Origin of the sequence: Pseudoalteromonas sp. B160, from assembly GCF_037162485.1 — a bacterium.
In the GTDB taxonomy this organism is placed as follows: Bacteria; Pseudomonadota; Gammaproteobacteria; order Enterobacterales; family Alteromonadaceae; genus Pseudoalteromonas; species Pseudoalteromonas rhizosphaerae.
In genome coordinates, this window is record NZ_JARLUX010000001.1 from 539606 (window position 1) to 564386 (window position 24781).

A 24781-nucleotide genomic window follows, 5' to 3' on the forward strand; every position below is an offset into this window, starting at 1 on the left:
ATTATGAGATATATTTATACTATTTTTATCCTTATAACATTAAGTGGGTGTAACTCTTCACCCAATTACATGAATACTGCACAACTAAAATCAAACCATCAGATACTTGGGCTTGGTGGTTTTTATGTTGAAGAAGAGCTCAGTTATTTTGAACAACAGTTGGCAGATCATTATAAAACACCTATAAAAAAAGCACTTGAAGATCGCGGATTTCAAGTAGTCGATGCCAGCGAGGTTTATGATCTTTATTATCAGTTATTAGACAATGCTGATAATTTGTACGACCCTCTTACAGGTCAGGAAAATGAAAACCTACGTAATGAAATCTGGAAAAAAGCGCTTGCTAAAACAAAAGCTAAATTAGGTATAAGTGCGTTTGTATTTGCGGGCGTAGATACTGTTAGAGCAGAATTTACTAACAGTATTCTATTAGGACATGTGGCAAAATGGTATGGTCAGGAAGAGTCTTACCTTGAAGGCGGCGCTGATGGTGGAGATATATTTGTATCGTTATTTCAGAACGAAGAAGGTTATGTTCCTGGGAGCCGACTATATATCCGTATTAGAGATGAACACGATACACTGTTAACAACAGGTTCTGGGGGTATTGAATTAGTTGCACAATTTAACAGCGATGAAGAAATTATTGTTAAAGATGCTGATAAATTATTTAAAGATCCTACAAAATTAGACAACGCGTTACAATTTGCACTAAAGACAATTGACACTTGGAAAACAAAAAAATGATGAAGCTTTTTTAATCATCATGACTTTACTAAATTTAGTCGGGTGTAAACTGATTCAATATAATAGCGATCCTGAAGTGAGGATTAGTGCAATCACATTAGTCAACGCACCTACCCATAGCGATCTTGCCTATATATGGTTGCCAACCTCCAATACCGGTAGCAAAGTATTATACCGAGAAGCATTTGACAATAACGTGGTCAACTTCTCAAAAAAATATAATTTAACTAACCTAAATCCGCAGGCACAAAGATTTTTTGATAGTTTTATTATGAAACAAGGCGGTGCTTTCAACACAAAAACAGGTAAACTTAACTTAGAACTAATACAAACAGCAATGCAATACACGTTTAATAACGTTAAAAGCGCATATCCAAATATTAATACTCTGTTAGTTATTCAGCCGCAAGAAACCTCAATAAAAGTTATTGATGGCACTGCTAATTGGAATGGTGTTGAGCAACATATCGTAACAATACCTCAAAAGTCAGTCGAATTTAGGCCGGTAATAAGCCTTGCCGTACAGTACTACATTCCTGATGGCAAAAATTATGACTTTGAAATTGGTCTAGATCTTCATGCCCCAGATTTAACCGATGACAGTAAATATGAACAAGTGATAAAACATATTTTATCCCCTATCGTCTTGTTAAAAAAAGAAATCTAATAGTTATCAGTCTAATAGTAAGCTATAACTTTAGCCACTATTAGACTTTTGATAAGTGATATTATAATCACCCCCAGTTCTCACAAATAAAATTAATACTTGAGGATACTTATGCTTAATAAAGTCGCTATTGTTGTCGGTGCAACTGGCTTAGTGGGCAGTCACTTAGTTGAAGAATTAATTGTGGCAACTCATATCAGTAAAGTTATCACCCTAACGCGTCGCCCTATTAGTTATAACAGTGACAAAGTCGTTAATCATGTAGTGGACTTTAACCATTTAGCTCAACACGCTGCGCTTTTTAAAGCGGATATATTATTTTCATGTTTAGGCACGACAAAAAAAGCAGCTGGCTCTATAGCCGCTCAGCGTAAGGTTGATTTTTATTATCAGTTAAAAGTCGCTGAACTTGCTGCAAAACACGAAGTACACCATTACTTGCTAGTATCCTCCAGTGGTGCAAATGCCAATAGTGGTAACGCATATTTACAAATGAAAGGTGAACTTGAAAATACTGTCAAAGAACTGCCATTTAAACGCATTAGTATTATTCAGCCATCGTTATTACTTGGCGAGCGTAATAACGAATTTCGTATTGGTGAAAAGCTTGGCAGTGTATTGTTACCAATTTTATGTATGCTGCCTGGTTTAAGAAAGTATCGCCCTATCACGGGCAAACAAGTTGCCATAAAAATGTGTAATATCAGTAAACAATCAGGTGATGGTGTTGAATATTTTAGATTAGATGAACTATTTAACAGTTAAAATTCAGTACATATCTTATACGTTCCTTTTCACCATAAATGGCGACCGACAAATTTAAGTACGAACTTCAGCGCAAAAAGCTATAAAAAAGCCAGCAAATGCTGGCTCAGTTTTTAATACCTATTAACCTTACTACTTACCAAACTCTGTTGGAGCTGGCGGCACAATCAAGGGTTTTTTCGGGTTTGCCTTAAGCTCTTTTAACAGCTCTTTTACGGCACGCTCAATCGACGGATCTTGCCCAGCTTGAATAAGCTCTGGACGGTCAATCACTTCGATATCTGGGCTTACGCCTTCATTTTCGATGATCCAGTTACCGTCATTGTCGAGTATTCTAAAGGTGGCAGCAATAACTGAACCACCATCCACAAGCCCTGGGTTACCAGAGATACCTATTAACCCACCCCAAGTGCGAGTGCCAATTAGTTTACCTAAACCTGCTTGGCGGAAGTAATACGGTAGTGCGTCACCACCTGAACTGGAGTAGCCGTTGATCAGCATGGCTTTTGGTCCATCATGGGCAAACTGTGGTGTTTTAGTTGGCTCAACGCCACGACGCTTCCAGTAGTTAAGCGGTTTACGTGCCAGCCAAGTGATCATATGCTCTGGGATAAAACCACCGCCATTGTAGCGATCATCTATGATCATTGCTTCTTTGCTAGTTTGCGGTAAAAAGTTTTTAAATAACGAACGATTACCTTCGTAATGTGTGTTTGGCAAATGTACATAACCAATACGACCGTCGGATAGTTTATTTACATATTCAGCACGGCTATGCGTCCATTGTAAATAACGTAAGCCGGTTTCACTTGCGATTGGTTTAACTGTTACCTTCCAACTTTTTTTCAGGCTCGGGGATTTACTAAGCAATAACTCAACCGATTTACCTTGGGTGTTTTCAAGTAATTCATAAAAGTTAACCACATCTTTTACTGAACGACCATTTACCTCAACAATATAGTCACCAACGCTTGCGTTAACGCCAAGCCCCGTTGAGTGGTGAGCGGAAGTTCTCGTGCCAGTTTTCGCCTTTAAAGATATTTTCGATTTTTACAAAACCGGATTTATGCGCGCTAATTTCTACGCCTAATAAACCATGCTGTAAACGTGTTGCAGTTGGCATATCGCCAGAGTTGACATAAATATGCCCGGAGTTAATCTCGCCGGCAATTTCGCTTAGCACATAGTCAAGGTCGGCGCGATGTGCGATTGCATCAGCCATTGGTTGGTAGCGTTTTAAAATAGCATCCCAATCTTGGCCGTGGTGATTTTCATCGTAGAACCAATCACGTAATGTCCGCCAGCCTTCACGATACATTTGCGCCCACTCTATTTGCGGGTCAATTTTTAGTATCATATTTTGCAAGTCTAACTGGGTGGCTTTTAAATCTTGCTCAGCGGCTGGCTTAATTACACTGTAATTATCACCTGAGCGAGCAATGATATGCTGCGCATTCGCTGATATTTTATAGCTATTAACCCCTTCGCTACGGTGGCAATTTCGCCATCGACGGCAATAGGTATTAATTTTAGCCCACCCGCAGAGAGTGTTAATACGCCATCTTTTACAGCAGTTAAAGCACTGTAATTTCCGGCCGGAGCATTTAGAGCGACAACGCGGTCCATAAAACCATCACTTTCAATATAAGTGCTTAACGGTTTAGCTGACTTGTCATCGTCTTTATCCGCTTTCGAGTCAACAATACTTATTTCATCAGTCAGTGGCGTATTCAGCGGTTTGATTTTGCTATTGACAGCAACAGCATAAATTCGCGTGGCATTATTAAACATGTAGTCAAATTCATAACTACTAAAAGTTAAGTTAAAGTCGCGCTCTGAAGTAAAATACAATTGCTGACCATCATGAGAAAACGCAGGATTTCGTTCACTGCTCATATCGTCGGTCAGACGTGTAACTTGTTTGTCTTTTAAATTGTAATGCCATAATGAGGCATAACGATTTTCGTTATTTTTAACAAATACAACATCTTCACTATTAGGTGACCAAATATACGTAGTTAAGCCGTCTTCTTCATACTTGGCGGTATCAATTTTATGCTGCTTGCCAGTTTTTATATCAAGCCACCATAAGGTGTGATTTAGATCTGCAAACAATAGCTTTTTATTGTCCGGTGACCAAACAGGGTCAAAACGCCAAATAGTGCCATTAGTTGTCAGTTGTTTAACCTTGTTGTTATTAGCTCGGTCTTGGATATAAATTTCGTACTCACCACTTTCATCACTCATATACGCAATATATCGGCCATTTGGTGACCACGAAGCTGCAATTTCACGCCCTTTAGGCGTATGGCTTAAATTGCGTGTTGGGCCATTTTTAACGGGTACTGAGAACAGCTCTCCGCGAGCACTAAAAACCACGCGCTTACCATCATGGGATACATCCATCGAATCAATAAAGCCAGCCACATTTTTGCTATAAGGCATGGTATATTCACGATTTCCTGTACGTTAATAGTCAGCTTTTCTTCACGCTGCGTTGCATCGTCAAAACGGTATAAATAACCACCATTCTCATACACTATGGCATCTGGCCCTGCCGATGGCCAAAGCACATCAAAATCCGTGTGATTGGTCACTTTCACTGGTGCTTTGCCGTCTTGATGCTTATATAAATTTAAGGTGTATGCTCTGTCTGAGACATAATAAATATTGTCATGCACCCAAGTAGGCTGCTGATCTGTGGCTCTATCGGTAGTTAACTGCGTAGACTTGTTGTGCTCTAAATCATAGATCCATACATCTTGTGCGCGGCCCCCTCGCGTGCGCTTCCAGGTACGAAACTCGCGATCAATTGGTGTATATACGTATTGCTTACCATCAGACGATAACATGCCGCCACCCGTTTCAGGTATGGCCAATGGCTGCTCTAAGCCACCATCAGCAGGGACCATGTAAGGACGTCCCACACGCTTACCATAAGGTGTACGGTTTGCTCGAAACACTATATGTTTACCATCAGGCGTCCAATCAAGGACACGATAATCATAGCCACCACGAGGCGGCATCACACCAACATCGTTATAGTAAGTCAGCTGCTTTAGATCACTGCCATCGCGATTCATTACATATATTTGGCGGCTACCATTGTACTGTGCTGAAAAAGCGATTCTTTTCCCATCTGGAGAAAACTTAGGGAATGTTTCAAAACCAATGTGATCTGTTAAGCGCGTGCTTTTACCCGTTTTGATATTTGCTATATAAATATCACCGGCATAAACAAAAGTAACCGACTCTTTATGAATATCAGGGAAACGCAATAATCGCGTATCTTGAGTATCATAAGCCGCGGCCATGGGTGAGAATGTAGGCGCAACCGCAATCGCTATTGCGGTTAAAAAAGTACGTAATTTCAACTTAACCATCCTTATGTTGTTATTTTATATCATCATAACAACATAAAAATGGATTGCAGCTTTGTTCGGCGAATAACTGTAACAGAGTGTAAATAATCACCACAATAATAGACTAAACATTTATATATTTGCCATGAACTTAAAAATGATTGAACAATTCTCTCAACCATACGTATTAAATAGCCTATCGTTAAAGTTTTAAGGAATACACGTGAAAATAACCCATATTGCATCCGCTGTAGCAGTTAGTTTGTTGTTACCTTCAGGTTTGCTTAACGCCGCGCAAAGTTGGTACATCATTAATGACTCAGTAATGGGCGGTTTATCGACCAGCCAAGCTTATGAGAAGGACAATAGCTTAATTTTTACAGGCAACGTTTCTCTTGAAAATAATGGAGGCTTTGCTTCAATACGCACAACAATAAACACTAATAAAGAAAACGCCAATCTCATATCTTTACGGTTCAAAGGAGATGGTAAAACGTATCAACTTCGCTTAAGAACGAGTCAGTACCTAGACGGACCAGCGTATACAACCTCATTTGAAACGATAAAAGATCAATGGCAAGTCGTTACATTCTCACCAACTGACTTTAGTCTCACTTACCGTGGTAAAACCTTAGAGCAGCAACCAGAGTTAACGTTCAAAGATGTACAACAATTGGGCCTTATGATCGCCAAAAAGCAGCAAGGTAATTTTAAACTTGAATTAGCGCATATTAACTTTGAGCATAAATAGCGTAAATTAAGCGGCTATATTGGAAATATTAAAATTATTTTTTAAAATCATATTCTTCGTTATCTCGCTTTTTAAGCTCTGTGATAACCATTTCTATCATCTGTTTCTTTATTTCTGCGTGGTTGGACTTTAGCTCATTAAGTTGCTGAACTAATATATCAATTTGCTCTTGCTGTTGAGAATCTCGGTATTTTTTCGCACCAGTATGATCAGGATCTATTTTTAAATTTTGCGCTTCGGTATTTTTTTCCAGCTGTATAAAGTTGCTATTGTGGCTTTCAAGCTTGAGATTTCGCTGAATTGGATCTTGTTTTAATTTATTAATTTGTTCTTGTAGCACGATGATCTTTTGAGCGAAATCTTCATACACTTTTTGTAAATTGTTATACTGTTCAGCAAAATTCACATCATCTTCGCTATACTCTTGCGCTTTAGCATCTAAAAACTCAGACAAAATATATTCAGGCTGTTCTGTTTGCGCTGCTTGTTCTTCAAGTCGTTTGTCGTATTTACTTTGAAACCCATGAGCTTCAGGAATAGTAATAACAGGTAAGATCTTCATATTTCATCCTTAAAATTATCCTGGTAATAATATCGGCACAAAATAATAAGACTTTAGCTTTCTTTTGCAAAAATATTACCCTTGGTTATTACCCAAAGGCTAGGAAGCTACTAATGGTTAAGCACCTAAGCGCCGGTATTAAACTCACTGGCAAAGGAGTTTTACCGTTAGATTCCAAGCAACAATTAAACACACTTGCTTTGCAAACTGTAAATTAGCTTTTGCTATACTATTGCTCCATGAAAACCCAGCGGTAAATGATAGGGTAATTGCATTGAAGCCAACGGCCCTTGACCTATTTTCTCCGCATCAAAAACAGCAACACCACTTTTAGCCGATCCATAATCCAACCACGTATTAATGATATAACCTTGCCCTTCTCTATTACTATTTGTTTTGGCTATAAATAAAGGCTCTTCAACATGGGCTGTATCACCAAAACTATAACTTTGACTTTGGCCTGATTGCGTGTTCAATCTTGTGATTGCATTAAACTCTTTATGTGGATTATTTTTGCTTATTCCTACGCCATACTGCAAAGCCGATGACTTAGCAGCGAAACGCTTATCAAATTGCAAAAATTCCATATATGGTTCAGCCCAGTTAATCGATACCTTGTTAGTAACAAGATTAAGCCTAAGCTGCGCTGCTTTAGCTGGTTCATGCGCAATACGATTTTGGTTATTGTCTATATTAGCCATTACATCAGTCATTACAGTTGCATCTGGATACAGACATAAGTTAACAACTAGTTCATTATTTTGTTGCCAACTATTTCCAAAATGAAAAACAAATCCAGCTTCAAGCTCCATCTGGTTAACTACTTGCAAACTATGCTTATCAACCACTAATACCCGACTGCCTAATTTTTTTTGCCATTTAAATCGTTCTATATAAGTTTCTCCCAGTTGCTGTAACATGGGTGGCAGATAAAATATTAAATACTGCTCTGTCACTGCAAAATCATGAATATAACTATGATGTGGCAGTGGTAAAAGTTTATAGCGTTTTATGCCTCCTTGCGCCGTCAGTTGATACACTACAATGCAAGGTTTACCTGTAAAAGAAATATCACCAAAGTTCCAAATCGTACCATCGGTATCAGCATGAGGATGAGCTGAAAAAGGAACCCCATTTAATTCAGACCCAAAATCAACCTGTCCTTTGGTTGCGAGTGTTTCTTGATCAAGGCGATACGGCGTACCCGCTTCCCACATAGCCCAAAGCTCACCGGCCATTGGTAACAATGCCGTATTTGCAGTATTGAATACTTGGGTATTTTTTGCCGGTTTTGCATTAGTAATTATTGAGCCTGCACCATTATATAAAAACCTTCCTGCTTTACTCTCTTCGACAAACTTCTGTGTTTGTGTAAATTTTCCTTGATGAGTGACACCGTGCTGTGAAAATTTAAATTGATTAACAAACCCATCGCCATCAAACCAATGGCTGTAACGCTGCCCTGCCCGCTCTTGCATACCCGGGCCATTGCGGAAAAATGTTATACCTTGTAACTGAACGGGTAGCTCACCTTGCCAAGGTTCAAAATGTGGATCAATATTATCCGTTACCCCTTGCCAACCTAAAAAAGAAGACTGTATAGCAGAAGAATGACTTGGCTGTGGCTTTGCATTTGCTCCAAATACCGCAGGGCATTGGCTAGCGATAATTGCGCATGTGCCTAAGTATGTTGATTTTTTTAAAAATTCACGACGTAACATAGCAATATCCTTAATCAATCGAAATTTGAATAGTGTGATCAACATCACCGACAGCAAAGCGTAATTTGTCAAAACTTGGCGGCCCCATTAAACGAGGATTATTACTAAAACCATATGGCTCATTAGGAATACCAATCATATTACGATTGAGCTTTTGATTATTATCTAAATCTTGGTAAGCCAAAATGGCGTAATCACCGGCGCTTAAATCGCTAAATGTTACTGTAGTCTGTAACTTAGTCACGGCCCCTTTATATGCTAGCGTGGCTTTATTTGACTCCATAGCAGAGACTGAGTCATAAAGCACCACATATATATCACCTTCAAGCTGTGTGATCCCCGCAATATCGACCGTTAATTCGGCAGCTTGTGCAGCTAAGCTACTGATTGCAAATGCACTGGTAAAAACTAATTTTTTAAACATAACAAGCTCTTTCTAATGTGGCTTAACACCTATTGCTAAGCTGATGTAGCTACTGTAGAAAAGTCCCACATATAATACAGGTGCCAAAAGTCATGTTTTTTGAAATTAGTTTGTTTATGTCTTAGTATTAAGCAAATTTATTAACATCGCGTTTAAAAACCCGCATACTGTTTTATTGATTTAAATTAATGAGTCATTGCTGTTTTATTGCTATTTAAAGACAAGCTAACGTAAACTAAAGCACTTTGTTTTTTTGCTGGAAGCGAAATGCAGTCGCCCTCTTTATTGACACTAAAAAACCTATTAACTGGCAACTAACATTAGCGGGCTTACTAGGCTGCGCCACAGTTATGGCGCTTACTTTAGTAACTAGTCAAGCCACATCGCTATTAAGCAGTTTTCTCGCTTATATGCTGTATATACTAAGCTTTTTAGTGATTACACTGACAAATGGTGTAAACCAAAATCCTCGCAGTTTAAGCTGTTTTATATTTTTACAAATACTGGCAACTTTAATATTAGGCTGGATATTACACACCCCATTAATTTATATTTTATTGGTGATTATAGCAGGGCAACTGCCTTTCATTTTTAGCTCGAGATACGCTTTAGTCCCGATGGTTGCTGCTCATAGCTCACTTGTGCTGGTGCTCTTTTTTAGTAAAGAAAATGCTATTTCTCTGTGGCATGAATTAACACTAAGTAGTGTCTACTTGGCTTTTGAGATTTTTTCGTTTGCCGCCAGTAAAGTTGCCGTCAAAGAAGCTGCAACAAATAAAGCATTAACACTGATGAATGCACACCTTGCTTCTACACGAAGTTTACTAACCGATAGTATTCGTCATGGTGAGCGCCTTGAGATTAGTCGTGACCTGCATGATATTTGTGGCCATCAACTTACCGCATTAATTTTAAATTTAGAGTTTGCCGCACAGCAAACAGCCAACTCAAAAGATGACTCTTCTCATGCTACATTGATCCAATCACGCGACTTAGCAAAAGCATTACTGAGTGAGATCCGCAACATGGTTCGCAGTATTCGTACCGACGGTGATATTGATATAAAAACAGCACTCAATGAAATTGCAGATCGGTTACCTGGTTACAATTTTGCTGTTAACATCGACAATGCGCTGCAGATCCATTCCCATAAGCAAGCCGAATGTATATTAAGAGTGTGTCAAGAAGCAATTACCAATGCGATTAAGCATAGCCAATTTAAACACATTGAAGTGCGACTATCACAGACCAACAAAATGTTAGCCTTAGATATTATTAATCAGCAATCCCAACAAAGTGATTTGAATTTCGGCTGTGGTTTAAACTCAATCAAAGAGCGGGTAAGTGAATATCAAGGCTGTATGGAAATCAAGCAAACGCCAGAGCGTTTTTGCTTACATGTCACCCTCCCCCTTAAGGACACATTATGATCAGACTAGCCATTGTCGACGACCAAGCACTGATCCGCGAGGGGATCGCCAATTTACTCTCTTTAGCGGACGAATTTACCGTCTGTTGGCAACTCGACTCAGGCATCAAAGTATGCGAGCAGCTATCCTCTGATCCCATTGATGTACTATTAATGGATATTAGGATGCCTGGCGTCAATGGTATCGAAGCACTAACCCAACTTCGCAAACAGCATTTTGATTGCAAGGTAATTATCTTAACAACTTTTGATGATCCGCAGTTATTTGTCGATGCAATGCAAGCAGGAGCTAATGGATTCTTACTCAAGGATGTCGACACCGAAAAGCTTCATCATGCAGTCCATCGTGTGTACAACGGACAAACCTTAGCAGAGCCAGTGTTATTAAATCAGCTAAATGCAGCACAGCTGTCGACCTTTGGGGATAATGAAATTGAACCGCTGAGTGAACGCGAAACTGATATTTTAAAACTGATCGCAGCTGGACTATCTAATAAAGAAATAGCTCAAGCCATTTTTTTAGCTGAAGGAACCGTTAAGAATCATGTATCAAGCTTACTGGCAAAGCTCAATACCCGCGATAGAACCCGCGCAGTACTTAAAGCATTGAGCGCGAAAATTATATGAATTATCTTACACAAGCTTTTTAAGTACATGTTTATTTTACAGTATTACCAATAAACAAACGATATAACTTATATTTCTACTTTAGATATAACATCTACAAACTCAGCCATTCAATCAAAATACTAAATCTGCGCTCAGGTTACTTTAGCTTCCTAGCCTTTGTTATTACCCAAAGGCTAGGAAGCTACTAATGGTTAAACGGCCAGTTGATGGATTACTAGATAGTCCTAAATCAGGATTAATATTACCAGAATGCAAGGCATTACTTGGATATACAATAAGCCTATTCGGTTTCGCCTCTAGTGAGGCTATTTGCTCAAACAATGTTGTATCACTGGAAATATAACTAGGACGTTCGTGGAGCCTTTGAGCAATGGCTTGCTGTTTGATCATTGCACGATACGGTGCGAGTCGCTGCTGTGTTATACGTTCAAAGCCAGATGCTTTATGCCGATACAAGGACGTTCCACCATATGCTTTTGCACATAAAAAATGCACAGCAGCAAGCTGGTTAACACTAGGAGTATCAAAGTGAGGCAACATTTGAATGGGCCTTAATTTTGTTACCGGTGTTGTGGCAATTGAAAACGCAGAAAAAACCACTTTCATGCCATTGCTATCGATAAAATTGAACGACGATTTTAAGATAGGGAGTAACTCTTTAAGTTGCTCACTATAGTTAGCCGGTGATGGTTTGCGAACCCCTGGGTATAAATCTCCATTAGATGCAGTAAATGCCGAGCTATGATTAACGTTTTCACAAGCACAGGCGATGAGTTCATTATAGTTTAAACTTAAATCATCAATCACTAAAACAGGTATGCGCTCATTACCAACAACTAAGCGTGTAACTTTCATTGCCGGGTTTAAAAAAGTAGCACTAGTCATGTACACTAACTAACTGCTGATTTTTACGTTCAATAAGTGGATACAGTTGACCCAATGAATTGATCATCGTGTAGATTGGTTTAAGCTGTTGGGCTTTATGTAAACGCCCTATTTGTTCAGGACCTAGTGCCGCTACTTTCTCTTCACTTACCGTATATAGACCGTTTAAACGTGAACTTTGCTTATTGCAAAAGGTAACGTCAAGGGAAAGAGGCTGCACTAAATTAAGTGCTAACAATGTGTCGATCAGTGCTTTATTTTCTATTTCGCCTTGCAATAAATACCCTAAGCATTGTTTCATTTTAACAAAATAATCACTATCTTCACCGCTGTCAGTAAATAATACCTGGATGTCATTGACGTTATTTTGCGCTGAGTCGCGAACTATCGATGGGCTGTCTAAGTTTATACAAACCGCATAATCTCCCGCTTCTTCAGCTTGTATATCACCGACAAAAAATGGCTGCCTTTGTAACTGTAATGGTATGTAAACTCCTTGCCATTGACCGTCTTTCGAAAATAAATTTTCATGTTGCTCAAAACCTAATAATGCCGTTAAGGTAAATTCGCCTGTTTCACCACTCTTAGCAAGTACGATCGGATGTTGCACAGATACTTGGCTAAATTCAGCAACCACAACGGGAAGCATATTTTGCGTGGCACTGTGTTCTTGAGTTTTCGCGATATCAATTTTTAAATGTTTGTGAGCACTGTAATTAATTGCAACTAAATTAGTCATATTGTTCTCTTTATTCTTTATATTTCACAGTACAATTAAATTGCACTAAGCCCATGCAGCTTAATTTTATCAAGTAACTCTCTGTTACTAGGTAATGTTGAAACTGCTTGCTGAATCATATGTTTATTTTTAGCAAATTGACTCTGTGCAAATGTTTTATCATTTAATAAGTGAGGTGAGTTGCTGTAATCACTTTTAAAGCCCATTCCATACAAGACATACTGATAGCTTGCAGCAGGAAACACTTCATTATTACTCGCAAAATCATAATCAGCAGGAGCGCGATATTGCCAAAGTTGCATTAAATCTTGCAAGCTTTGTGGGATCGTTTGTGGATCGCGATTATCTATCCAAAACGCATTATCGGTGCGCTTACTCAAAATATAGTGCAGCTTTAAAAAGTCGATTATTTTCCCCCAGCGGTAGAGAAATGTATCGTTAAAGCGTTTCGCTGTAATATCCATTACCTCGCGAGTCGTTGGCAATTGCTCGCTAATCATTTGCGCTGACATCTCAACTAACACAAGAGCAGACGCTTCAAGTGGCTCTAAAAAGCCAGCAGACAATCCAACAGCAACACAATTATTTTGCCAAAAGTGACTGCGATGGCCACTTTCTATCGGAATTTTTCTGATTGTCAGTGAATCAATCTTATCGCCTATATAGTCGGCAAGTCTTGCCCTTGCTTGCGATTCAGTACTGTGTTTGCTCGAATACACATAACCAACACCACGGCGATGTTGTAAACCTATGTCCCAGATCCAACCTGCTTCTTGCGCCGTCGAGATGGTATGTGAAGCGATTGGGCTACTGTCATTTTCATAGGGTACCTGTACGGCTAAAGCCGTATCTATGAATAAAACATCACGATAGGATTTGAACGGCACTTGATAATGACCTCCGAGCAATAACGATGAAAAACCACTGCAATCAACAAATAAATCGCCACTTATATTTCCGGCCTGCTTTGTTGTTAAACTACCTATATCACCATTTTCGATGCTGTTAACTTTAGTAACATCAGCTAAAATATGGGTTACACCTAAGTTTTCGATGCAGTGTTTTTGTAAAAACACTGCAAATTTAGCTGAATCTAGATGATAAGCGTAATTGGCGACAGCGCCATATTCAGGCGTTCTGATCGTCTTTGGCGCAAGACCTTGCTCGCAAAGTGCTTCTTGAAAACATACCGCATTAGAAAACGATGATGATTGCTCGCCATCGTTTAACCAATATCCTGCCATATCTGTTTTAGTGAATCCTTGCGGTAAAAGCAATGGGTGATAATAATAATCATCTTCGCCACCATCCACCCATTGTGCAAACTTAGCACCTTGTTTAAAACTAGCGTCACACTCACGGATAAAGTCGGTTTCACTAATACCCAAAGCGATTAAAGTGCTGCGCATTGTTGGCCAAGTACCTTCACCAACGCCAATAATTGGTACGTTTGGCGATTCGACTAACGTGACCTTGACGCCAACGTCCGTATTACTCTTATGCTCTGCAGCCAATCGCCCCGCAGTTAACCAACCCGCAATACCACCACCCACAACAATCACTGTGTTTATGCTTTTTTCTTGTTGTTTCATTTTAATACTCGCGTGGATTACAATTAAAAGTGACTTTTAATCAATACATAAAAGTCACTTTATTTACCCGATTAATGCCTAGAAATTACCGCGAATACCGAACATGAAACGTCGACCGCTGTCTTCAATTTGTAGCATTTGATTAGCAAAACGACCTCGTTTGTGAACATACTCTTGAGTTAGATTAATGCCTTCAATAAAGACTGTGACGTGTTCTGTTAAATCATAACTAATGTTCGCATCAAGCTGTGCATAGTCTTCTACAATAGTTACACCATCACCATTAAGTTGACTTAACGATTGCACAAAGCTGTCTCGCCAGTTGTAAGCTAAGCGAGCTTGAAAAGAATCATTTTCATAAAAACCTACCACATTATATGAATCACTTAAGCCTGTAAGAGCAAACACTTGAGTAATATCTGCAGCATCTAACTCTTTGTTACTATCTACAATAGTGGCATTAACCATAAAACCAAAGCCACTGTCGAAAGTATGCTGTAGAGCAACCTCCCACCCATCAACAATTGCTGATTCACTGTTATTTGGTATGGTATTGGTAAACACCGCCGTGGTGTCTGCTGGATCTGGACTATCAACATCATTACCTGTGGAAGGATCAGTAAGTAGACCGCCACCGGGCAGTTCAAAGGTTAAGTCTTCAGTGGTATTGATAATAAAATTAGCAACATTTTTTCTAAAATAACCTGCCGATACATAACTTGCATTGCCGTAGTACCATTCAAGAGATAGATCTAAGTTATCAGAAGTAAAAGGAGCTAACGCTGGATTACCAGAGCTGGATGTTAAATTGCCACCTTGCCGCGTTGTTTCTATCACTGTTACCGGTGACATACTATCGAGCGTCGGTCGAGTGATTGTTTGTGATACCGCAGCACGGGCAATTAAGTCATCATTGATTTCGAGCTTAAGACTAAAATTAGGTAAAATGGCTTCATAGTCAGAATTAGCTGAAATAGATTGAACATTGCCATAATTAGCTAACATTTCTGTTTTATCTAAAATTGACAATGAGTTAACTGGTTCATCGCTTCCGTTCACTTCAACATCAGTCGTTTCATACCTAAACCCAGCTGAGGCAAACAAGGGCATACCCGCAAGCTCTGATTCAAAATCAAATTCGCTATACAAAGCAATTGTGTCTTCTGTTATTTCAAATGACTTATTACGCTTTACTGCATCAAAGCTAATTGGCTGCCCATTTGCAGCGGCATATTGCTCAAGATAAGCAAAGTTTGCTTCACCATCATGTGCAAGCCAAGATGTTGGCATACGACCACTGCCACTGACGTTATCTAAAAAGTCATCGCCGGCATCAAATACAAACTGTGCGAGTCCGTCCATACTAGGCATATCTGGGTAACCACAGAAAGTACAATGTATACCTACACCTTCATTATCCCAACGTTCAAGACTTTTAGTTTCGGATGAATACATTGCGCCAAATTTTACGGCTACAAGACCCGTATAACCATCGTTGTACCATGTACTATCCCAACGAAATTGATCAACGGTATCTTCGACCGCCCAGCCACGACGCAACATAACATGAGCTCGGCTATTTGCCGGATCTAAATGATTTGAGACCCCATCAGGGCTAATTGCCGGGTTATATGCGCTGCCATCTAGCTCCTGTTGACCACTGTAAATACTGTCATCAGCCGATGCAAACTCACTCGCATAAGGTAAGATCCCTTGATCAACTTGAAAGCGCACACGGTTTGCATAACCAATCAAAGATAACTGATCACCTCGGCCATTATTTGCTTCACGCTCAGCCTTTGAATGACTTAAATCAAAATTCATTTTTAAATTATCGTTTACGTGCCATTGTAAATTAAGCCCAAGCGCACTGGAGTTTGTTAAACGATCGAATTTTTTAGCGTGCATATCCGTTGCAAGCCCGACTTCTTGATAAAGATCAATCACCGTGCCATTTTCGTCAACAGTTGGTCCATCAGCATTACCAAACCCTTCTAAATTGGGTGCAGTAAACCAGTGTCCATAAGACGTTGTATCGGCTTCAACATCAAAATCAGAATACAGTGCATCGCCAGTAATCACTACATCATCAGACGGGGCATATTGAATAACTAAATTAGCATTGGTGCGAGTGCGCGTCTCTGTGGTTACTTTATGATCATAATTACGGGGAGAAAAAATATTGCCAGTATAAGCTTGTCCGCTTTGTGTTTGCGGCTTAGGCACGCCAACATTTTCTAACCAGCCATCTACTTGTGCTTGATTTAACCGGGTTCTACGTTCTTGACGTGACACAGCAAATAACAAACCTAGGGTATCGTCATTAAATGTATTACTAATTAATCCTGATACCTCTGGCGTTGTTTCTTCACTATTGTCGTCATAAATACCTTTTATGCTGCCGGCTACTTTAAAGCCATTAATAGCAAATGGACGAGCGGTATTTACATTGATTGTTGAGCCTATACCGCCTGACTGCTTTGTTGCGGTTGATGTTTTAAATACATCTAAACTCTTTACCAGCTCCGACGCGATAGTATCAAAACTAAATGCTCGGCTTTGGTTTTCAGATGCCATTTGGCGGCCATTGACTAACACGGTATTAAATTGCGGGCCGAATCCCCGTACCGTGATTAATTGCCCTTCCCCGCCGGAACGGTCAATCGAAACACCGGTGATACGTTGCAATGACTCAGCTAAGTTAGTATCGGGGAATTTACCAATATCTTCTGCTGAAATAGAATCGACGACTCCACCCGCTTCACGTTTAGCATCCATTGCGCGTCCAAGTGATCCTCTTATTCCTCTTACTTCAATTATTTCAGGTCCTTGTTCTGCGGTATCGGCTACTGCAGGTAGTGTAACGCTACTAAGCACTGCGAGTACGGCACTCGCCACCCCGTTTTTTTATAATTAGTCATGTTGTCATTTCTCTCGAAGCGTGGATCTATCGAAATAGATATTTGCCCATCTTCGCTGACATGTGATTGCAAGCCTGTCCCTGCAAGTAAACTATTTAATGCAGTTATTATTGAATACTCACCAGTAATATTATTAGTCTGCAACTGTTGGATTTTATCCAACGGAAACAACAAGGTAATATCAGCTTGCTCTGCAAAATTAATCAGCGATAGATCAGCCCTTTGTCTTGGAATATCAAACATAATCTTGCCATTTTTGGTATTTGCTTGAGCCTCTGTATTAAACAAAGTAAAAACCAAAACCAGTACACAAAAATGAAGCTGAGATGTTTGATATTTCATGTGCATGGTTTTTCGCCATACACAAAACAAAGACGAGTGAGTTTTTATTTTCCCCCATAAATATTTTCGATTATTTACAAATAATATATATTTTTGACTAGTCATACTGAAAATTGCTAAGCCTTTTTGTTTTTATTATTACTAAAATACAACGGCGAAATATTCAATTTTGAATAATGTTTCGCTTGCAAAGTAATTGCTGTTTTTATCCGCTAAACCCATTTCTAAAATTGCTGCATATCGTCAATTAGAACAAGTAATTAAAAAGTTTAAATCGTATTTAAAGTATCTATTTGGGTGTAAATATCTAAGTACTTAGTGATGTAAATTAAGATAATTTTTACGCTGTTTTTTTAACAACCAAAGAAGCACCATACGATGCTAAGTAGCTTAGCGCCAAGACCCGAACTCTTGATTGCTAAAAACTGTAGTACAATTAACACTGTAATTACAAGCTTTAAGCAAAACGAGAAATGGACCGGTAAAGGGCAATGGGTAACGTTATATTAAAAAAATGCGATTAAATGGTTTTTGCCTAGTGGATTTTTTTATCTCAATCGTCTTACTAAGTATTGGCATAAAAATAATAACAGCAGAGCTAAATCCGATGAGAAAACGTTAATGACGAAAGACACACTACTTCACAAGGCTTATTTAGTCTCAAGAAAAAGCATTTCGCGAGTTGTGGCTAAAATTGTGCCACCTCATGAAATTGAAGATATTGTGCAAGAAACGTATGTGCGCATATGCAAAATTGAAAACAGCGACAATATTAACTCTCCCAAGTCATTTATCTATAAAACTGCGCGTAATTTAGCATTAGATTATCAAAAACAGGCCAATATACGCTTGGTCGACGGTATTGATAATATGGAAGCGCTTGAGCAACTTCTGTGTGAACAATACAAAGATGAGATGTATGAGAGCACACTTACCGATAATGAATTTTCGAATTTTTGTGAAGCAGTAAGATTGCTTCCGATACAGTGTCGAAAAGTATTTGTATTAAAAAAAGTGTATGGCTATTCGCAGCGTGAAATAGCTGCACAATTGGAGCTTAGTGAAAGTACCGTGGAAAAGCATATTGCAACAGGCATGAAAAGATGTACGCTGTTTATGCGTCAATCAAATAAAAGCACCTATAATGAGCCAGCCCCTTCAGCAAACCTCAGTGCAGGAGGCAAATATGAGTAACATTCATCAGATCCATCAATCTTCCCAAGATAGTAATCAAGTTGAAGATGAACGCTTAGATCAAGCGAGTGAGTGGCTAGCCAAACTTGACCGAAACCTTAGCAGCGATGAAAAAGAAGCACTTAAAGCTTGGCTTGGAGATTCTTACAAAAATGTTGAGGTTCTGCTAGAAGTTGCACAATTGTGGGATAAAATGAGTGAGTTAAGTCGTTTATCAGACTTATTTCCACAAGCATCAAAACAACAACAAAAACTCCCTGTGTGGTTAGGCGCAATAGCAGCATCCATTTTATTGGCTGTTGCGCTTAGCTTTTTTCAAGAAACATTTAATTTTTCGCTGTTTAACCAAGCGAATAAATCTGCGGTAGTAGCAAAACAATTAAACTTTCAAACTGCGATTGGAGAAAGTAAAGATATTATTTTGCCTGACCAAAGTAAAATAACACTCAATACAAATAGTTTTGTCCATATTAAATACACTCCATCAGCCCGAGTAATCAATCTTCTTCGTGGTGAGATCCATATTGATGTCGCACATGATACCTCACGGCCTTTGAGTGTCGTCACTGGTAATAAAATAATCCAAGCCGTTGGAACTGCGTTTAATGTAGAGGTAAACAATAAACAAATAGAACTTATTGTTACCGATGGAAAAGTATTAGTTGCTCAGCAGTATACAACCGCTGTACCTAACCTCTCAAATAATGGCACTTCTAGAGTTGCAAAAGATGTATCGCTGCATTCCACGCCGGTATCAAAGGGTGAGAAACTCAATTTAGACTTTAAGGGTGAAATTACCAAAAAAGTTGAAAAAATTGACGCGATTGATGTGGCAGCAAACTTATCTTGGCGTCAAGGGAGTATCATTTTCAGAGGCGAATCACTTAGCGACGCAATGACCGAAATTAGCCGCTATACCAATATTAACTTTGAGCTTGCTGATGACGAACGTTTGAAGCAAGTACACGTTGCAGGCATGTTCAAAACTGGCGACGTTAAAGGTCTACTCGAAGTGCTTAATAATAACTTTAATATTAGCTATGAAAGAGTCAGCCCCGATAAAATCATGTTAAAATATGCGTCGCCTCACACTACTATATAATTCGTTACAACAATAACCAGGTATATCACCATGACAACACCTTTATCGTCGGGCAAGATTAATAGCCCGAATCACTCTTTATCAACAAACACCCATTCTCTACTTTACGTTATATTTATATCTGGCGTTGCAGCAATTGGTGGCTTTTTATTTGGCTTTGACTCCGGGGTTATCAACGGAACTGTGTCGGCGCTTGGCAAAACATTTAACTCAAGCAGCGTCGCAACAGGGTTTAATGTTGCGTCGGTTTTACTGGGTTGTGCTCTTGGTGCGCTGATTGCGGGCCCGCTTGCTGATAAATTTGGCCGCCGCTCAATTATGATCATCACTGCAGTAATATTTGCCATTAGCGCGTTTGGTTCAGGCATTGCAGACAGCTCCGCTGAATTTATTTTTTATCGTCTATTTGGTGGTCTCGGTATTGGCGCTGCATCTGTATTGGCACCCGCTTACATTGCTGAAGTCGCACCTGCGGCTTTGCGTGGACGATTAGCAACACTGCAACAATTAGCGATTGTACTTGGCTTATTTGCTGCTTTTTTAAGTAACTACCTGATCGCTTCGGCGGCAAACGGCGCTGAAGGTATTTTTATTCTTGAGCTGGCGGCTTGGCGCTGGATGTTTTGGGCAGAACTTGTACCTGCAGGATTATTTCTGTTGGGAGTATTATTTATACCAGAGTCGCCGCGTTATTTAGTTGCCCAAGGCCAATTAGAAAAAGCCAAAGCTGTATTTAAAAAAATATCTAATGATGATGCCCAATCACAAATAAACGATGTTAAGCAGTCACTTCATGGCGATAAAAAACCAAGTATTCGTGACTTATTTATTGACGGTAAAAAGAAAATACACCCAATTGTATGGGTTGGTATCGCTTTGTCTGTTTTTCAGCAATTTGTAGGCATTAATGTGGTCTTTTATTACGGCTCTGAGCTTTGGCAAGCAGCGGGTTTTGATGAATCACAATCTTTATTCATCAATGTATTAGCGGGTACTACCAATATTTTATCTACTTTTATAGCAATTGCGCTTATCGATAAAGTAGGCAGAAAACCATTATTACTAGTAGGTAGTATTGGTATGTTTATTAGTTTAAGTGCATTAACTTATACCTTTGGTAGCGCAGGCCTCGATGCGGCAGGTAAACTTGCATTAACTGACAGTATGGGCACGTTTGCACTTATCATGGCTAATCTCTTTGTGGTATTTTTTGGCTTAAGCTGGGGACCTGTTGTATGGGTACTATTAGGCGAAATGTTCAATAATCGTATTCGAGGGGCTGCTTTAGCTGTTGCAGCAAGTGCGCAATGGCTTGCCAACTTTACAATTACCATGACCTTCCCGATTATGCTCGGTAGTATTGGTTTAGCTGGTGCCTATGGGTTTTATGCTATTTCGGCCTTTATTAGCGTATTTTTTATTGTTAAATATATAAAAGAAACACGTGGTATCAAGCTAGAAGCCATGTAAAAGTTGTTTAAAATGGCGAATGTATTTATTTCGCCATTTTTTCAACTAAGACTCTACTTTAAGTAATTCAACTTCAAATATAAGTAAAGAGGCTGGAGGAATACTGCCAACACGTTTTTCACCGTAAGCTAATTGATGAGGGATATAAAAGGTGTATTTATCGCCTTCACTCATCAGTTGCAAGCCTTCAGTCCAGCCTTTTATTACCTGATTTAAACCAAAACTGATTGGGCTATTACGCTCAACAGAACTGTCAAATACACTGCCATCTAGCAAAGTACCGTGATAATGCACATTCACCATGCTAGTTGGGCTTGGTCTTGCCTCACTACCACTGCTGCTAACAACTTTATATTGCAGACTAGATGCGGTCTCAATAACCCCTTCAACCTTGCTGTTTGCCACTAAAAAGTCGGCTTCGATTTGCGCATTAGCGACCGCTTGTTGCTTTACTTTTTTGCTATTTTGAAAAATCAAAAAGCATAAAATGGCGATGATAATCGCCAAAATAATGTTGATCATGATTATTCTTTCTCGTGTTCTTTTTCGTCGTTATCGCCATTAACGATATCTGCAATTTCACTTAAACGGGCTAAGGCAATGCCGTTAACTGAGTTTTCAGGATATTGCCCGTCGCTCAACTCGCCTGCTGCAATATCCATCAGTAAATTAAGCGCTTGGTCAACCGTTTCAACTGCATAAATATGAAACTTGCCAAGCTCTACTGCATTGAGGATCTCGTCATCAAGCACTAAGTTTACTTGATTTGATTTAGGAATTATTACTCCTTGCGCAGACGTTAAACCACGCATTTTGCAAAGCTTAAAAAACCCTTCAATTTTTTCGTTTACACCGCCAATGGCTTGCACGTCACCGTGCTGGTTAATTGAACCAGTCAGTGCAATTGACTGGCTAATAGGTAAGCTAGTAATTGCAGAAATAAGCGCACACAACTCAGCTAATGACGCACTGTCGCCATCAATGTAGCCATAACTTTGTTCAATGGCGATATTAGCACTGAGCGTTAAACTAAATTGCTGCGCATATTTATTACCTAAATAGCCAGTCAGTAGCATGACACCTTTGGAGTGAATGGCTTTACCCAGCTCAGCTTCGCGCTCAACGTCAATTACCCCATCCGCACCAGCGTAAACCGTGGCGGTGATCCGTGCCGGAGTACCAAAAGAAGTATCGCCAATGTGTAATACTGTTAAACCGTTTACTTTACCTACAGCATGACCGTCGGTGGCAATTAAGGTATGCCCTTCTTTGATATCGCTGAGCATATTTTCGCTAATTTGCCCAGTACGATATTGCTTGCCTTCAATCGCTTCATCAATATGATGGGCATCAATTAAAGTTAAGTTATCTTGCTTGGTATAAAAGCTGGCTTCTGCCACTAGCTCTAACACATCAGCAAAACGAGCTGAAAGCTTATTGTGATGTTCTGCTTGGCGGTAGCTAAATTTCAGTAATCGTGCCATCGCTGACTCAGTTAGACTACACTTTAGCGTCTGCTCACAGTACTCAATCACTTTAGTGATAAATTGATACTGTAATTTATCACTGCTTGGCAGGTAATAATCAAAATCGGCTAACACTCTAAACAGCTCAGCAAACTCTTCGTCATATTCACCGATGGTGTAATACAACTCACGCGAGCCGAGTAAAATAATTTTTACATCAAGCGGGATCAACTGTGGACGCAAGGTAAAGCTACTGCCAACAGCACTATCTTGATACGGTAAATCATTTTTGATTTGATGAGTTTTTAATGACAGCTTTAAACCATCCCACACTTGTGGATTAGCCATCACTTTTTCAGCGTCCATAATCAAATAACCACCGTTAGCGCGATGCAGTGCCCCTGGCTGAATCGATCGATAACTGGTGATCAATGAGCCTTGTGAAGTAGCATATTCAATTTTGCCAAAAATATTACCAAAGGTAGGATTTGGCTCATACACCACAGGGGCAGCATCACCTTCTTTAAATTCAACTAAAATATTAGGTGCAAAAAGTCGGTAAGCATCCCTTTACGGTCAAAATCTTCTTTGTTTTCGTCGCTAACATCTTCATCATCGAGCCACTCAAGTACCGCATCAATAATTTCCACGCGGATGTCTTTTAGATAGCGTAATACTCCAATGTGCGCAGCATATTTATGTTCAAGATCTTTTAGTAATGGCTTAGTAGCCAGCTCTGCGGTGGATTTTTTTAAATTACGGAGTTTTTCAGATGATTCACGTTTCCAACGAGGCAACTCAATCAGTGCCTCAATGAGTGCATCTTCGAGTTTTTCAATTACTTCATAAAATTGTTCACGCAATTCATCATCAAGCTCAGCAAATTCAGCATCGCTTAGTTGTTTGCCATCAATCAGCGGGGCAAATCCAACCACACTTTTTTCTTCAATTAAGGCAACACTTTGCTCAAGCGCGGCAATTTCCACAGCAGTAATTGCGCTATCGTAAGCGTCGTTAAATTCACGGTCGATTTTTTCTTTTTACGCTGGTACGCTGGGTTATCAAACGCTGCAAGAAAGGTGTCGAGTACTTCATCAATAAATGAGTCAATATCATCAGCTAACTGTTTACTTTGACCTGCTTGTAAAAACATTGCGATAGGCTCGCGGTGGTCGTCATAATTATTAACGTATAACCACTCATTTGGTGTTGGCCGGCCTTTGCTGTGTGCTTGAAGTTTATCTTTGACTAAGGTAAACCGACCATGCGCGGCCTCCCCCATTACATACACATTGTAACCAGGTAATTCCATCCCTAACGAGAAATCAAGCGCACTTTGCGCCCGCTGTTGACCGATGAAAGTCAAGGTTTCAGGATATGGATTGTTCATGCACGTTTGTACATGATTAAGTGAAATTGTCGGCGCAAGGGCCGACACAGATAAAGGCAGCAGTTTCTTCGTCATTCTAACTTCTTTTTATACCAACATATTCGTTGATTTTGTAAGGTGGCATCAGTGCACTAAAAGGCACTGTTCACTAACTATTTAAGGTTGTAGTGCCTTGCGGCTAAAGTAGATACCATCACATTGCGAACACGCTGTAATTTGCGTAGCGTGGTAAATATCATAACTATATTGGCAATTCTTACATACTAATGTGCCCATGGCTATCCATTCGCCTTGGTGATATACCCCATTGTGCTTAAAATCTTGATTTAATGCTTGCCACTCAAGTTGAGTTTTGTCTTCGATATGTGAAAGTTCAAACCACAAAGACTCTTTAAGCTCTTGCCATGCAAGGGAACCATAGTGTTGATCGTGCTCTTGGATGTGCTCAATATCGCGCTTTAAATATTCACTGTATAAAGTTAATTTTTCTTGTCCTAAATCTTTTAGCGCTTGTTCAGATTCAATAAACTTATCCATCGCATCTTTTAGCTCATGATCTTTTACGTCTTTTAACCATGTGCTCAAATCTGTTAACCACGTCTTATAATCAGCCATTGTTTAC

Annotated in this window: 17 protein-coding genes and 3 pseudogenes; 9 read left to right on the forward strand and 11 right to left on the reverse strand. The window is 39.5% G+C overall.

What is annotated here, in order from left to right:
• The first annotated feature begins 3 nt into the window (after positions 1-3).
• The 3 genes from P4S61_RS02580 to P4S61_RS02590 all read left to right on the forward strand — a co-directional run bounded on the left by P4S61_RS02580 (position 4) and on the right by P4S61_RS02590 (position 2179).
• Entirely contained in the window at positions 4-747 is a 744-nt protein-coding gene (locus tag P4S61_RS02580; RefSeq protein WP_259397362.1) for a hypothetical protein, read from the forward strand.
• Complete coding sequence (locus P4S61_RS02585) at positions 722-1414, forward strand: hypothetical protein (RefSeq protein ID WP_337117726.1); 693 nt, start codon at positions 722-724, stop codon at positions 1412-1414. The genes P4S61_RS02580 and P4S61_RS02585 overlap by 26 nt, the downstream gene beginning before the upstream one ends.
• A 111-nt stretch (positions 1415-1525) precedes the next feature.
• Entirely contained in the window at positions 1526-2179 is a 654-nt protein-coding gene (locus tag P4S61_RS02590) for an NAD-dependent epimerase/dehydratase family protein (protein WP_145240592.1), read from the forward strand.
• Between the two features lie 132 nt (positions 2180-2311).
• Here the strand turns inward: P4S61_RS02590 and P4S61_RS02595 are convergent.
• Positions 2312-5562: pseudogene (locus P4S61_RS02595) on the reverse strand (S41 family peptidase).
• Between the two features lie 202 nt (positions 5563-5764).
• Between P4S61_RS02595 and P4S61_RS02600 the strand changes: the two are divergent.
• Positions 5765-6292 (forward strand): CIA30 family protein, encoded by a 528-nt coding sequence (locus P4S61_RS02600; RefSeq protein ID WP_310736491.1) that lies wholly within the window; start codon positions 5765-5767, stop codon positions 6290-6292.
• A 34-nt stretch (positions 6293-6326) separates the two neighbouring features.
• Here the strand turns inward: P4S61_RS02600 and P4S61_RS02605 are convergent, their stop codons facing one another.
• The 3 genes from P4S61_RS02605 to P4S61_RS02615 all read right to left on the reverse strand — a co-directional run bounded on the left by P4S61_RS02605 (position 6327) and on the right by P4S61_RS02615 (position 8999).
• Positions 6327-6854 carry a hypothetical protein gene (locus tag P4S61_RS02605; RefSeq protein WP_337117727.1) on the reverse strand — a complete coding sequence of 176 codons (528 nt, stop codon included), beginning with the start codon at positions 6852-6854 and terminating at the stop codon, positions 6327-6329.
• Between the two features lie 224 nt (positions 6855-7078).
• Positions 7079-8575: a carotenoid oxygenase family protein gene (locus P4S61_RS02610; RefSeq protein ID WP_337117728.1), complete on the reverse strand. Its 1497-nt coding sequence runs from the start codon at positions 8573-8575 to the stop codon at positions 7079-7081.
• A gap of 10 nt (positions 8576-8585) precedes the next feature.
• Positions 8586-8999, reverse strand: coding sequence for a DUF2141 domain-containing protein (locus P4S61_RS02615; RefSeq protein WP_145240580.1), 414 nt, complete (start codon positions 8997-8999; stop codon positions 8586-8588).
• A 350-nt stretch (positions 9000-9349) separates the two neighbouring features.
• On the opposite strand from P4S61_RS02615, the gene P4S61_RS02620 reads away from it, so the two are divergent.
• Together P4S61_RS02620 and P4S61_RS02625 are read left to right on the forward strand one after the other, a co-directional pair.
• Positions 9350-10429, forward strand: coding sequence for a sensor histidine kinase (locus tag P4S61_RS02620; RefSeq protein ID WP_337117729.1), 1080 nt, complete (start codon positions 9350-9352; stop codon positions 10427-10429).
• Entirely contained in the window at positions 10426-11055 is a 630-nt protein-coding gene (locus P4S61_RS02625; protein WP_145240576.1) for a response regulator, read from the forward strand. The genes P4S61_RS02620 and P4S61_RS02625 overlap by 4 nt, the downstream gene beginning before the upstream one ends.
• Positions 11056-11220: 165 nt before the next feature.
• Here the strand turns inward: P4S61_RS02625 and P4S61_RS02630 are convergent, their stop codons facing one another.
• From P4S61_RS02630 to P4S61_RS02645, 4 genes and pseudogenes are all read right to left on the reverse strand, one after another.
• Complete coding sequence (locus P4S61_RS02630; protein ID WP_257325546.1) at positions 11221-11943, reverse strand: DUF6445 family protein; 723 nt, start codon at positions 11941-11943, stop codon at positions 11221-11223.
• Complete coding sequence (locus tag P4S61_RS02635) at positions 11936-12682, reverse strand: SapC family protein (protein ID WP_337117730.1); 747 nt, start codon at positions 12680-12682, stop codon at positions 11936-11938. Before P4S61_RS02635 ends, P4S61_RS02630 begins: the two co-directional genes overlap by 8 nt.
• Before the next feature lie 35 nt (positions 12683-12717).
• A complete protein-coding gene (locus P4S61_RS02640) occupies positions 12718-14274 on the reverse strand; it encodes a tryptophan halogenase family protein (protein WP_337117731.1) in 1557 nt (518 codons plus the stop codon).
• 78 nt (positions 14275-14352) lie between these two features.
• Positions 14353-17642, reverse strand: a pseudogene (locus tag P4S61_RS02645) (TonB-dependent receptor).
• A gap of 516 nt (positions 17643-18158) precedes the next feature.
• Between P4S61_RS02645 and P4S61_RS02650 the strand changes: the two are divergent.
• Genes P4S61_RS02650 through P4S61_RS02660 form a run of 3 tightly spaced genes read left to right on the forward strand, consistent with a single transcriptional unit; the run spans position 18159 to position 21303 of the window.
• Positions 18159-18731 carry an RNA polymerase sigma factor gene (locus P4S61_RS02650; protein ID WP_145240567.1) on the forward strand — a complete coding sequence of 191 codons (573 nt, stop codon included), beginning with the start codon at positions 18159-18161 and terminating at the stop codon, positions 18729-18731.
• On the forward strand, positions 18724-19833 hold the full coding sequence (locus tag P4S61_RS02655) for a FecR family protein (RefSeq protein ID WP_145240565.1): 1110 nt from the start codon (positions 18724-18726) through the stop codon (positions 19831-19833). Before P4S61_RS02650 ends, P4S61_RS02655 begins: the two co-directional genes overlap by 8 nt.
• A gap of 30 nt (positions 19834-19863) precedes the next feature.
• The gene (locus P4S61_RS02660) at positions 19864-21303 is read left to right on the forward strand and encodes a sugar porter family MFS transporter (RefSeq protein ID WP_220493069.1); all 1440 of its coding nucleotides are present in this window, start codon (positions 19864-19866) and stop codon (positions 21301-21303) included.
• 45 nt (positions 21304-21348) lie between these two features.
• Here P4S61_RS02660 and P4S61_RS02665 read toward each other — a convergent pair whose 3' ends face one another.
• The 3 genes and pseudogenes from P4S61_RS02665 to P4S61_RS02675 all read right to left on the reverse strand — a co-directional run bounded on the left by P4S61_RS02665 (position 21349) and on the right by P4S61_RS02675 (position 24774).
• Positions 21349-21825 carry an FKBP-type peptidyl-prolyl cis-trans isomerase gene (locus tag P4S61_RS02665; RefSeq protein ID WP_337117732.1) on the reverse strand — a complete coding sequence of 159 codons (477 nt, stop codon included), beginning with the start codon at positions 21823-21825 and terminating at the stop codon, positions 21349-21351.
• Between the two features lie 2 nt (positions 21826-21827).
• A pseudogene (locus tag P4S61_RS02670) lies at positions 21828-24234 on the reverse strand (Lon protease family protein).
• Between the two features lie 81 nt (positions 24235-24315).
• Positions 24316-24774 (reverse strand): zinc ribbon-containing protein, encoded by a 459-nt coding sequence (locus P4S61_RS02675; protein WP_145240558.1) that lies wholly within the window; start codon positions 24772-24774, stop codon positions 24316-24318.
• Positions 24775-24781 lie beyond the last annotated feature (7 nt).